Origin of the sequence: Rubritepida flocculans DSM 14296, assembly GCF_000425365.1 — a bacterium.
Taxonomy (GTDB): Bacteria; Pseudomonadota; Alphaproteobacteria; order Acetobacterales; family Acetobacteraceae; genus Roseococcus; species Roseococcus flocculans.
In genome coordinates, this window is the sequence record NZ_AUDH01000020.1 from 23,689 (window position 1) to 35,238 (window position 11,550).

At 75.8% G+C, this 11,550-nt stretch carries 12 protein-coding genes; 5 read left to right on the forward strand and 7 right to left on the reverse strand.

Annotated features, from left to right (window positions below):
• Positions 1–51 precede the first annotated feature (51 nt).
• On the reverse strand, positions 52–1,212 hold the full coding sequence (locus tag H596_RS21690) for a murein hydrolase activator EnvC family protein (RefSeq protein WP_156910127.1): 1,161 nt from the start codon (positions 1,210–1,212) through the stop codon (positions 52–54).
• Positions 1,213–1,284: 72 nt separating this feature from the next.
• On the opposite strand from H596_RS21690, the gene H596_RS0114015 reads away from it, so the two are divergent.
• Genes H596_RS0114015 through H596_RS0114025 form a run of 3 tightly spaced genes read left to right on the forward strand, consistent with a single transcriptional unit; the run spans position 1,285 to position 3,577 of the window.
• Positions 1,285–1,941: a glutathione S-transferase family protein gene (locus H596_RS0114015; RefSeq protein WP_027285417.1), complete on the forward strand. Its 657-nt coding sequence runs from the start codon at positions 1,285–1,287 to the stop codon at positions 1,939–1,941.
• Positions 1,938–2,831, forward strand: coding sequence for a VOC family protein (locus tag H596_RS0114020; RefSeq protein WP_027285418.1), 894 nt, complete (start codon positions 1,938–1,940; stop codon positions 2,829–2,831). The genes H596_RS0114015 and H596_RS0114020 overlap by 4 nt, the downstream gene beginning before the upstream one ends.
• Positions 2,828–3,577: an FkbM family methyltransferase gene (locus H596_RS0114025; protein ID WP_027285419.1), complete on the forward strand. Its 750-nt coding sequence runs from the start codon at positions 2,828–2,830 to the stop codon at positions 3,575–3,577. Before H596_RS0114020 ends, H596_RS0114025 begins: the two co-directional genes overlap by 4 nt.
• Here the strand turns inward: H596_RS0114025 and mdoH are convergent.
• From mdoH to H596_RS0114050, 5 genes are all read right to left on the reverse strand, one after another.
• Positions 3,541–5,214 (reverse strand): glucans biosynthesis glucosyltransferase MdoH, encoded by a 1,674-nt coding sequence (mdoH, locus tag H596_RS21695; RefSeq protein ID WP_051213056.1) that lies wholly within the window; start codon positions 5,212–5,214, stop codon positions 3,541–3,543. The two genes, H596_RS0114025 and mdoH, sit on opposite strands and share 37 nt — an antisense overlap.
• Before the next feature lie 60 nt (positions 5,215–5,274).
• Positions 5,275–5,403, reverse strand: a complete 129-nt coding sequence (locus H596_RS24875) for a hypothetical protein (protein ID WP_281168385.1) — start codon at positions 5,401–5,403, stop codon at positions 5,275–5,277.
• Positions 5,404–5,814: 411 nt separating this feature from the next.
• Entirely contained in the window at positions 5,815–6,858 is a 1,044-nt protein-coding gene (locus tag H596_RS0114040) for a site-specific DNA-methyltransferase (protein WP_051213077.1), read from the reverse strand.
• A 90-nt stretch (positions 6,859–6,948) separates the two neighbouring features.
• The gene (locus H596_RS0114045) at positions 6,949–7,575 is read right to left on the reverse strand and encodes a ribonuclease HII (RefSeq protein WP_027285421.1); all 627 of its coding nucleotides are present in this window, start codon (positions 7,573–7,575) and stop codon (positions 6,949–6,951) included.
• Positions 7,576–7,586: 11 nt separating this feature from the next.
• Complete coding sequence (locus tag H596_RS0114050) at positions 7,587–8,675, reverse strand: PA0069 family radical SAM protein (protein ID WP_027285422.1); 1,089 nt, start codon at positions 8,673–8,675, stop codon at positions 7,587–7,589.
• Between the two features lie 90 nt (positions 8,676–8,765).
• Here H596_RS0114050 and H596_RS0114055 point away from each other — a divergent pair, with 90 nt between their 5' ends.
• Positions 8,766–9,404, forward strand: coding sequence for a TIGR04283 family arsenosugar biosynthesis glycosyltransferase (locus H596_RS0114055; protein WP_027285423.1), 639 nt, complete (start codon positions 8,766–8,768; stop codon positions 9,402–9,404).
• Positions 9,405–9,646: 242 nt separating this feature from the next.
• Here H596_RS0114055 and H596_RS0114060 read toward each other — a convergent pair whose 3' ends face one another.
• A complete protein-coding gene (locus tag H596_RS0114060; protein ID WP_027285424.1) occupies positions 9,647–10,903 on the reverse strand; it encodes a hypothetical protein in 1,257 nt (418 codons plus the stop codon).
• A gap of 131 nt (positions 10,904–11,034) precedes the next feature.
• Between H596_RS0114060 and H596_RS0114065 the strand changes: the two genes are divergently transcribed.
• Positions 11,035–11,532 carry a hypothetical protein gene (locus tag H596_RS0114065; RefSeq protein WP_156910128.1) on the forward strand — a complete coding sequence of 166 codons (498 nt, stop codon included), beginning with the start codon at positions 11,035–11,037 and terminating at the stop codon, positions 11,530–11,532.
• The last annotated feature ends 18 nt before the right edge of the window (positions 11,533–11,550 follow it).

The window sequence follows — 11,550 nt, forward strand, 5'->3', positions numbered from 1 at the left end:
GGCGGGGCTCCGTGTTGTCGGGGCGGCGGATAGCGCCGATTCGCCGCCCCGTCACATCCGCAGCAGCGGGCGGGGGTCCACCGGCTCGCCGCCGCGTCGCCACTCGACATAAAGGGTGGGGCGGGGGCCCTGGCCCAGCACGCCCACCGGCTCGCCCGCGCGCAGGCGCTGGCCTGCCTGAACGTCGAGCCGCTCCAGCCCGCCGAGCACGAGGTGCTGCCCCGGCGCGCATTCGAGGATGACGAGCCGCCCATAGCTGCGGAAGGGCGCGGCGAAGGCGACGAGCCCGGCGCAGGGGGCCACCACGCGCGCCCCCGGCGCGGCGGCGAGGGTGACGCCCCGCGCCGGCCCGCCCTCGCCGGGCGAGGCGAAGCCGCGCACCACCTCGCCCACCACCGGCGGCGGGCCAGGGCCGAGGGCGGCCGCGGCGGGCGTTCCGGCGGGCGCGGGCGGCTCGGGCGCGCGGCCGCGGGCGGGGCGGCGGGCGGCGCGGCGCTCGGCGGCCTCGGCGCGGGCGCGGGCGCGCGCCTCCTCCTGCTCCAGCCGGGCCAGGGCTTCCTCCAGGCTGCGGGCGCGGGCCATCGCCTCCTCGGCGCGGGCGGCGGCGGCGCGCTCGGCCGCGCCATACTGGGCGGCGCGGCCATGCGCGGCCTCGAGCTGGGCGTCGAGGGCAGCGGCGGCCTCGCGGGCGGCGGCCTCGGCGAGGCGCAGCCGCGCGGCCTCGCGCAGCGCCTCGGCCGCCTCGCGCAGCGCGCGGGCCTCGGCCTCGCGCAGCGCCTCGGCCAGAAGCTGCGCCTCGCGCACCATCGCCCGCATGGCGGCGAGGCCGAGCGCGACCTCCTCCGGCGGCAGGGGGGCGGCGAGCAGCAGCGGCGCGGGCTGGGTGGCCACCCGCGCCAGCACGGGCAGCAGCGGGGCGATGCGGCGCGTCAGCGCCTCGGCCTCGGCGCGGGCGGCGCGCTCGGCGGCGCGGGCCGCTTCGGCGCGGCGGGCGGTGGCGAGCAGCTCGCGCTCCGTCGCCTGCACCCGGGCGGCGCCGGCCACGCGCGCCTCGGCCAGCCGCGCGGCCTCGGCCTCGGCGGCGGCGCGGCGCTCCCGCGCCTCGGCGGCGATCCGCTCGGCCTCGGCGGCGCGCGCGCGCGCCTCGCGCGGGGTCTCGGCCAGGGCGGGCGGGGCGAGCAGGCAGAGCAGGGCCAGGAGGAGGCGGGCCATCGGCCCCGAGCCTAGCACCTGTTCCGCCCCGGCGCGCGCCATGCCAGAACCGGCGCGAGAAGGGAGACCGCCATGCCCGAAGGCCGCCTGTTCCTTGGCACCCGCCGCTATTCCTCCTGGTCGCTGCGCGGCTGGCTCGCGGTGCGCCTCGCCGGGCTCGATGTGGAGGAGGTGGTGATCCCGCTCGCCGGGGGGGCCACCCCCGCCCTCAAGGGCGCCATGCCCGCAGGCCTCGTGCCGGTGCTGGAGCATCGCGGCCTGCGCATCTGGGACAGCCTCGCCATCGCGGAATACTGCGCCGAGCTCGCCCCCGGCCTCTGGCCCGCCGATCGCGCGGCGCGGGCCCATGCGCGCAGCGTCGCCGCCGAGATGCACGCGGGCTTCCGCGAGCTGCGCCTCGCCATGCCCATGAATCTCGGCCGCAGCTTCCCCGGGCGCGGCCGCACCCCCGGCGCGCTGGCCGACATCGCGCGCATCGAGGCGCTCTGGGCCGAGTGCCTGGCCGCCCATGGCGGGCCCTTCCTGTTCGGGGCGGGCTTCACGCTGGCGGACGCCTTCTACGCCCCGGTGGTGACGCGCTTCCTCACCTGGCAGCCCGAGCTCTCGGAGGCGAGCCGCGCCTACATGGCCGCGGTGCGCGCGCACCCGCTGGTCGGCGCCTGGTATGAGGCGGCCGCCGCCGAGCCGGCCGCCTGGCTGCTCGACAAGTACGAGAACCCGCCGGCATGAGCGCCACCGCCCTCGCGCTCGACCATGTGGGCGTGTGCAACCGCGACCTCGCGCCCATGGCCGCGGCCTATGAGGCGCTGGGCTTCACGCTGACGCCCATCGCCCAGCAATCGGGCCGCCGCACGCCGGAGGGGCCGCTGGAGCGCTTCGCCACCGGCAACCGCTGCGCCTTCCTCCGGCACGGCTACATCGAGCTGCTCGCCATCCTCGAACCCGGGCTGTTCGACAACCGGCTGGGCGAGTTCCTGGCGCGCTACGAGGGGCTGCACATCCTCGCGCTCGCCATGGACGATGCGGAGGCGAACCTCGCCCGGCTGCGGCGCGGCGGCCTCGCCATTCCCGGCGTCGCGCCGCTGGAGCGGCCGGTGGAGGGGCCCGACGGGCCGCGCGCCCGCTTCTCGCGCCTGCCCTTCCCCGACGCGCCGGAGGGGCGCATCCAGCTCGTGCAGCACCACACGCCCGAACTGGTCTGGCAGGAGCGCTGGATGACGCACGCCAACGCCGCCGAGGCGCTGGAGGAGGTGGTGCTGGCCAGCGCCGCCCCGGCGGAGAGTGCGGCGCGCCTCTCCCGCCTCGCCGGGCTGCCGCTGGAGCCCGATCCGGCGGGCGGCTATCTGCTGCGCCTGCCGGGCGGCGAGGGCGCGGCGGGCCCCCGCGCCCCGGCCATGGAGACGCGGGTGCGCATCCTCCCGCCCGAGGCGCTGGGCGAGGCGCTGCCCGGCGTGGCCGTCCCCTCCCTGCCCTTCCTCGCGGGCTTCGTGCTGCGCACGGGCGATGGCAATGCGGCGGCGGGGCGGCTGCTGGCGGGCAAGGCGCGCGCCCTGCCCGGCGGGCGGCTGATGGTTCCGCCCGCCCTGGCGGCGGGGGCGGCGGTGGTCTTCGCGCCATGACCACGGCGGCGGCCATCGCGCGCTCGCTGCGGCTCTACCACGCGCCGGAGCGGCGGGCGCTGCTCGATGGCTTCTATGCGCGCTTCCTGGGGCCCGGGGATCTCGCCTTCGACGTGGGCGCCCATGTGGGCGACCGCACGGCCTGCTTCCTGCGCCTGGGCGCGCGGGTGGTGGCGGTGGAGCCGCAGCCGCGCCTCGCCCGCGCGCTGCGCCTGATGTTCCGCGCCGAGCCGCGCTTCGCGCTGGAGGAGGCGCTGCTCGGCAGCGCCCCGGGCGAGGCGCTGCTGCGGCTGAACAGCGCCAACCCCACCGTGGCCACGGCGAGCGAGGCCTTCATCCGCGCCGCCGAGGGCGCGCCGGGCTGGGAGGGCCAGGTGTGGGACGCCGCCCTGCCCCGCCCGCGCACCACCCTCGATGCGCTGATCGCCCGGCACGGCGCGCCGGGCTTCGTCAAGCTCGACGTGGAGGGCTACGAGGCGGAGGTGCTGCGCGGTCTCTCCCGCCCGCCGCCGGCGCTCAGCTTCGAGTTCACCACCATCCAGCGCGGGGTGGCGGAGGAATGCCTCGCCCGCCTCGCCGCGCTGGGCTTCCGCCATTTCAACGCCTGCCTGGGCGAGAGCATGCGCTTCTCCCTGCCCGGCCCGGTGGGCGCGGCGGAGATGGCCGCCTGGATCGCCGCCCTGCCGGCGGAGGCGAACAGCGGGGATGTCTATGCCGCGCTCGAGCCCGGGCCGCTCATGGCCTGACGCTCCTCCGGCGTCGCGCACAGCCCGCGCGCGACGAGCCAGCGCCCGAAGCCCGGCGCGGTGGTGAGCACGCAGAAGGGAATCGCCACCAGAAGCCCCCCCGCCCAGAGCAGGGCGAAGGGCAGCGCCCAGGCCGCGGTGGCGGCCACCGCCGCCATCGCCAGCGCGCCGATCAGCGTGTGCGGCCAGAGCAGCCGCGCCGCATCCGCCCAGGACACCCCGCGATCCGCCCGGTTCTGCGGCTTCCAGCCCATCCGCAGCCCGAAGGGCAGGGCCAGCAGGAAACCCGACTGGTGCACCACCCGGATGGGCTGCAGCACCGCGCTGAAGGCGAGCTCGGCCAGCGCCCCGCGCAGGAAGGCCCCCCGCCCGCCATAAGCCGCCGCGCGCCCGGGCCGCAGCAGCATCTCGGCGTAGCCGGCGAGCTTGGGCGCATGCACCAGCGCCCAGACCAGGAGGAAGACGCCGAGCATGCCGAGCGCCGAGGCGTGGTCGAAGCCGCCCGTGGCCGCGATCAGCAGCGCAAGTGCGAAGGCGAGCGCCCAGAGCGGCGCGCAGGCGAAGAGCAGCACCGCCTGCAGAAGCTGCCAGCGCGCCGCGAAGTCGAGCCCCGGGGCGCGCAGCAGCGCGAGGTATTGCATGTTGCCCTCGGCCCAGCGCAGATCCCGCGCCAGGAACTCGGGCAGGGCGGGCGGGTTGCCCTCCAGGCTCCCCTCCTCCTCCGGCACGCCCCAGACGCCCCAGCCGGCGCGCTGCAGGCGCACCGCCTCCACTTGGTCATGGCTGAGGATGGCCGAGCCGTCGGGCAGGGCCTCGAGCCGCCCATGCTCGCGGAAGGGGGCGATGCGGATCAGCGCATTGTGCCCCCAATAGGGGCCGCGCGCCTGCTGCCACCAGGCCTGGCCCGTGGCCCAGGCGCGCATGCCCGCGCGCATGCCGAACTGGAACAGCCGCGGAAAGGGCGTGGCCACAGGCCGGCCGACGATGAGCTGCTGCAGGATGGCGGTGCGCGGGCTCGCCTCCATGGTGGCGATGAGGCGGGAGACGGCCAGCGGAGTCATCTGCGAATCCGCATCCAGGCAGAGGAAGAAGTCGTAGGCGGCGCCCTCGTTCTCCAGGAACTCCATCACATTGCCGGCCTTGAAGCCGGTGTTGCGGGCGCGGCGGCGCAGATGGATCCGCGGCGCGTGCTCCGGCAGCCGGGCGCGCAGGGCGGCGATGGCCGCATCCTCGGCGGAGCGGTGCGGCTCCTCGCTGGTGTCGGAGAGGAACCACAGATCCACCTGCGCCGCGGGCAGGCCGACGAGCAGCGGCTCGAGCGGGGGGATCACCGCCGCCATGTCCTCGTTGCGCAGGCAGACGCCGATGGCGGTGCGCGAGGCGAGCGGCCCCGGATCGCGCCGGAAGCCCGGCAGCACGGCCGCCACCGGATCCCGCGCGAGAAGGCGGATCGCGAGGCCGATCAGCGCATTGGCGGCGGAAAGCCCGATCCAGGGCGCGATCAGCGCCAGCGCGAGCCAGAACAGCGCATCGGAGACCGCGAGCCCGTCCCCGGCCAGCAGCAGGAAGAGCGCGGCCAGCGCGGCGGCGGCGGCGGCGAGGGCGAGCAAGAGAAAGGCGGCATGCCGGGGGGACATGCCGCCGAGACTACCCGTGTTGGCGGGCGGCGCGAGACCCGCCCGCCCGCTTCTTCTCCTTCAGGCGGAGACGATCTTCCAGGCCACATGCCCCAGCACGCCCACCAGCGAGACGGCCGAGGCGATCAGCACGAAGCGGAGGGCGAGCAGCGCGACATCACCACGTTTGGACACCGAAGAGTTGGGCATCTGCCTCTCCATGCAGCGGGGGGTTGTTACCGGACCGATCCATAATGGAGGAACGAAAGCCTCACAACCTGGATTCTTTCCGAAAATCGGGCAGGCAATCTCTTGGAATAAGAATATCGCGAAAATGTCACAGTGGGGGTGGGTGATGCTGGCGCCGCGCGCCAGGGGAGAGGAATAGGGTCCATGATGCGGGCCCGCTTCGGAAAGCCCTCCTCCGGCGCGGAGGCGCCTGCGCGCGCCGCCCCGCGCGGATATATGGGCGGTCGCCATGCCGCCCGTCCCGCGTGCAGGGTCGGCGCCGCCCAAGGCGGCCCGCCGGCTCGGGGCCCGGCGTGGCGGCCGCGCGCCAAGACAGAGAGACACAAGCGACCGCGCCGCCTTCGCGCAGGTCGGAAACAGCGGCCGCGCGTATTAGAGGACCAGCTCCCTCCGGAACTCGTCCAGCAGCCGCAGCGTGCCGTCCGGGCGCAGCAGGTGCCAGAAGGTCCAGCCATTGCAGGAGGGCGCCTCCTGCACCGCCGCGCCGACGGCGTGGATGGAGCCCCGGGCCGCGCCGCAGGCGAGGGTGCCGTCCACCATCACCTGCGCCTCCCAGCGGCGGTGCCGATCGGTCAGCACATCGCCGGGGCGGATCAGCCCGCGCTCCACCAGCGCGCCGAAGGGGATGCGCGGCTGCTCGCGCTTCGAGGGGGCGCCGGCCAGCGTCGCCTCCTCCAGCGGGCGCACGGCGGCGATGCGCGCCTCGGCCGCGGCGGCGTAGGTCGGGTCGCGCTCGATGCCGAGGTAGCGCCGCCCCAGCCGCTTCGCCACCGCCGCCGTGGTGCCCGAGCCCAGGAAGGGATCGAGCACCACATCCCCCGGCTTGGTGCAGGAGAGGATGACGCGGTGCAGCAGCGCCTCGGGCTTCTGGGTGGGATGGAGCTTGGCCCCCGTCGCGTCGCGCAGGCGCTCATGCCCGGTGCAGAGCGGGATGAACCAGTCGCTGCGCATCTGCACGTCGTCGTTCAGCGCCTTCATCTGCGCGTAGTTGAAGCGGTAGCGCGCCGTGGGGCCATGCGCCGCCCAGATCAGCGTCTCGTGCGCGTTGGTGAAGCGCCGGCCGCGGAAGTTCGGCATGGGGTTGGCCTTGCGCCAGATCACGTCGTTCAGGATCCAGAAGCCCAGATCCTGCAGCGCCGTGCCGAGGCGGAAGACGTTGTGGTAGCTGCCGATCACCCAGATCGTGCCGTCCTTGCGCAGCACGCGGCGACATTCGGCGAGCCATTCGCGGGTGAAGGCGTCATAGGCCGCGAAATCGGCGAAACGGTCCCATTCGTCATCCACCGCATCCACCTTGCTGTGGTCGGGGCGGTGGAGATCGCCGCGGAGCTGCAGGTTGTAGGGCGGGTCGGCGAAGACGGCGTGCACCGAGGCCGGCGGCAGGGCGCGCAGCACCTCCACGCAATCGCCGATCATCACCTTGTCGAGCGGCAGATCGAGGCCGGCGCCCACGTCGGAACCCTTTGCGAATCGAGGCGCGACTTTGGGAGTCGCGGACTCGCCCCGTCAACCGCCCCGTGCCGCCAGGGCCTCCTCCACCGGGCCGAAGCCGCGGCGGTGGTGCGGAGAGGGCCCGTGCCGGGCCAGCGCCGCGCGGTGCGCCGCGGTGGGATAGCCCTGGTGCGTGGCGAAGCCGTAGTGCGGCCAGCGCCGGGCGAGCTTCGCCATGCCGGCGTCCCGCACCGTCTTGGCGAGGATGGAGGCGCCGGCGATGGAGAGCGAGCGCCCATCCCCCCCCACCACGCAGCGCACCGGGCAGGGCAGCGGGGGCGCGCGGTTGCCGTCCACCAGCGCGAGCGCGGGCGTCAGCGGCAGCCGCGCCAGCGCCCGCGCCATGGCGAGATGCGTGGCGCGCAGGATGTTCAGCCGGCCGATCTCATCCGCCGAGGCGGCGCCCAGCGCGAAGGCGAGCCCCCCCTGCGCCGCCGCCTCGCGCAGCGCCGCCGCCGCCCGCTCGCGCGCGGCGGGCGCGAGGCGCTTGCTGTCGTCCAGCAGGGCGGCGAGGGCCGGGGCGGGCGGGGCGAGAAAGACCAGCGCGGCCGCGACCACGGGGCCGGCCAGCGGCCCCCGCCCCGCCTCGTCGAGCCCCGCGACGGGGCCCTCGGCCTCGGCTTCCAGCGAGAGATCGGGCATGGCGCGCGGCGTCAGAACAACCGCATCTGCGCCTGCGCCGCGCCGCCGTCGAAGGCCTCGGTGGAGAGCCTCTCCACCTCCTCGCTCCGCCGCGCGAGGCCGCATTTGCGCATCGCGATCTCGAAGCGCCGCGCCAGCATCTCCGCATAGGCGCCCTCGCCCTGCTGGCGGCGCTCGAAATCCGCGTCGTAGAGCTTGCCGCCGCGCGTCTGGCGCACCAGCGCCAGCACCCGGGCCGCGCGGTCGGGGTAGTGGCGGTGCAGCCACTCCTCGAACAGCGCGCGCAGCTCGTGCGGCAGGCGCAGCAGCACATAGCCCGCGCTGGAGGCCCCCGCCTCGGCCGCGGCGGCCAGGATGCGCTCCAGCTCCGCGCCGTTGATGCCAGGGATCATCGGCGCGGCCAGCACCGCCACGGGAATCCCCCGCCCCGCCAGCGCGCGGATCGCCTCCAGCCGCCGCGCCGGGCTCGCCGCGCGCGGCTCCATGATGCGCGCGAGCCGCGCATCGAGCGTGGTGACCGAGACGCACACCCGCACCAGGTTGCGCGCGGCCATGCGCGCGAGGATGTCGGCGTCGCGCAGCACGCCCGCGCCCTTGGTGACGATGCTGACCGGGTGGCCGAAACGCTCCAGCACCTCCAGCGTGCGGCGCGTCAGCCCCGTGCTGCGCTCGACGGGCTGGTAGGGATCGGTGTTCGCGCCCAGCGTGACGGTGCGCGGCACATAGCCGGGGCGCGAGAGCTCCTTCTCCAGCAGCGCCGGCAGATCGGGCTTGAAGAGCAGCTTCGTCTCGAAATCGAGCCCGGGCGAAAGCCCGACATAGGCGTGCGAGGGGCGCGCGAAGCAGTAGACGCAGCCGTGCTCGCAGCCGCGATAGGGGTTGAGCGAGCGGTCGAAGGTGAGGTCGGGGCTGTCGTTGTAGGTCAGCGCCGATCTCGCCGCCTCGCGCGTCAGGGTGGTGGCGAGCGGCGGCATCTCCTCGGTCAGCGTGCCCCAGCCGTCGTCGAAGGCTTCCCTCGCCTCGCGCTCGAAGCGCACGGCGGGGTTGGAGGCCGCGCCGCGGCCTTTCTGCGCGGGCGGGAAGCGGCGATCATCGGGCATGCGCCTCGCTCCGTCCTGACCATGCCAGACCCTGGGCAAACCCCGCCGCCGGGTCAATGCGCGACGGGCGCGCTTGCGTCTGTTTCGGTCGTGATTCCCACGCTGAACGCGGCGGCGCGCCTGCCGCCGCTGCTCGCCCAGCTCGCCGCCGCGGGGGTGGGGGAGGTGATCCTGGCCGATGGCGGCTCCACCGACGGCACGGCCTCCCTGCCCGGCCCGCGCGTCATCGCCGCGCCGCGCGGGCGGGGGACGCAGCTCCGCGCCGGGACGGAGGCCGCGCGCCACCCCTGGCTGCTGGTGCTGCACGCCGACACGCGGCTCGGCCCCGGCTGGGAGGCGGCGGTGGAGGCCGCCATGACCCAGCCCGGCCGCGCCCACCACTTCGCCTTCGCCCTCGACGACCCCTCGCCCGAGGCGCGGCGGCTGGAGCGCGCGGTGGCCTGGCGCTGCCGCGCCCTCGCCCTGCCCTATGGGGACCAGGGGCTGCTCATCCACGCCGCGCTGCTGCGCGCGCTGGGCGGCTACGCCCCCATCCCGCTGATGGAGGACGTGGACCTGGTGCGCCGCCTCGGGCGCCGCCGCCTCGCGGCCCTGCCCGCCAAGGCCATCACCTCGGCCGAACGCTGGAGGCGCGAGGGATGGCGCCGCCGCTCGGCCAGAAACCTCATCCTGCTCGCCCTGTGGTTCGCCGGCACACCCCCACGCCTCCTCGCCAGGCTCTACGGCTGAGGGGCGCGCCACCGGGGAAGGGCCCTGCCCTTCCCCGGACCCCATCCCGCAAAGGGGCAGTGGCCCCTTTGAACCCGGGACTTGGTGAGGGCGGAGGGAGGGGCCCGGAGGGCGCGCCGGGCCCGGCGCGTGATCGGGGGCCCCTCCCTCCGCCCTCACGAACTCAGGAGGTCAAGGAGCCCACTGGCTCCTTGCGGGGTGAGGTTCGGAGAGGGGCGGCGCCCCTCTCCGATGCCGCCTCCTCAGCGCGTGGCCTGTTCGAGGAAGCGCAGCAGGGCGGCCATGTCCTCGCTGTTGCCCACGGTCTGGACGGGCATACGGGTGCCTGGGGTCACCACGTCGGGTCCGCGGGTGAAGAGGTCGGCCACGGTTTCGTGTGTCCAGACGATGTCGCCGCGGGCGAGGCGTTCGGAGTAGGCGTAGCCTGGCACGCTGCCCATGCGCCGGCCGAAGAGGCGGTAGAGGTGCGGCCCGGCCATGGGCGGCGCGTCGGGGCGCAGGGCATGGCAGGCCTGGCAGGCGCGCCAGACCTCGGCGCCGTGCGGGTCGAGCGCGGCGAGGGCGGGTTCGGCGGCCTCCGCGGCGAGCGGGCCGAGGGGCTGGGCGTTGGCGGCGTTCCAGCGCCGCACCCGGCGGTCCTGCCCGCCGGTCCAGAGCGTCTGCCCATCCGCGGCGAAGGCGGCCGACCAGACGGGCAGCCCCGGCCCGTCGAGGGTGTGGCGCAGCCGCCCTTCGGGCAGGGCGTAGAGGCCCACGCTGCCGCCGATGGTGCCCACCGCGAGGGTCCGCCCGTCCGGGCTCGCGGCCAGGGCGATGACGGGGCGCGGCCCGCTGCGCAGTTCGCGCACCGCCCCGTCGGGGGCGACGAGGCGCACCGTCCCGTCCACCCCCGCGCTCGCCAGCGTGCCGTCGGGCAGGGCGAGCAGCGCGTTCTGGGGCAGGCCGAACTCGGCGATGGTGCGCGGGCTGCCGTCCGCCTCCCAGCGGCGCAGCGTGCCGTCCTGGCCCGTGGAGTAGAGCGCGCCGCCGGCGAAGGCCACCGCGTTCACATTGCCCTGGTGGCCCCGCAGCACCCGGGCCTCGCCCGTGGCGAGGGTCCAGAGCCGCACCGTGCCATCCCAGGCGGCGGAGGCGAGCAGCCCGGGCGCGGCGGCGAGCCCGGCCACCGGCTCGCTGTGGCCCTCCAGCACCGCCTCGGGCGCTTCGCCCGCGCCCCAGAGGGCGATGCGCGCATCCTCGCCGGCCGAGGCCAGCCGCCCATCGGGCAGGGCGGCCAGCGCGTTCACCGCGCCCTGGTGCCAGCGGATCACGCGCAGCGCCCGGCCCGCGGCGGGATCCCAGATGATCACCGCCTGGTCGAAGCCCCCGGAGGCGAGGCGGCCCTCCAGCACGGCGAGGGCGCGCACCGGCCCGCCATGGCCCGAGAGATCCTGCGCGGCGGCGCGCAGGGGCTGGGCGAGCGAGAGCGCCAGGAGAACCGCGAGGAATCGAGGAAACATGCACCGATCATGCCGGCCTGCGCCCGGCCTGCCCAGCCGGAGTTGCGCTCTCCACATGGCAGCCCCCTTGTTTGCGAATGGCCCACACATTACCTCGCGGCCACCCGACGGAAAGACAGGGAGGGAAATCCATGCAGGCAAAGGAACAACGCGACGGGCTGGGGGTGGGGCTGCTCGTTCTCGGCGTGGCGCTGGCGGTGGGGGCGAGCCTCCTGCCGGCCATCCAGGTGAACGGCCGCGGCGGCGTGGTGGGGCTGACCACCTGGCAGGCGCTGCCCGTTTTCACCGCCCTCGAGATGGCGGCGCTGGCCGCGCTGCTGGCCGCCGCCGTGACGCCCGCTCTTCGTCCCTGGCGGCAGCCCATCGCGGCGGGGGCGATCATCATGCTCTTCGTGCCCGCCCTCTCCACCTTCCTCTCGGCGCTCTACGCCTGGGGGGAGCTGCGGGCCGAGATCGCGCGCCTCTCGGGCGAGCGGCAGCCCTTCGTGCATCCCGGCCCCGGCAATGCGCTGCTGGTGGCGGCGGCCTGCCTGCTGACCTACGCCGCCTGGCGGATGGAGCGGCTGGCCGGCCCCGGGGCGGCCGCCACGCCCGCCGCAGCGGCAGGAACCGAGCCCGCCGCCGCCTGAGGGCGGCGGCGGCGATTC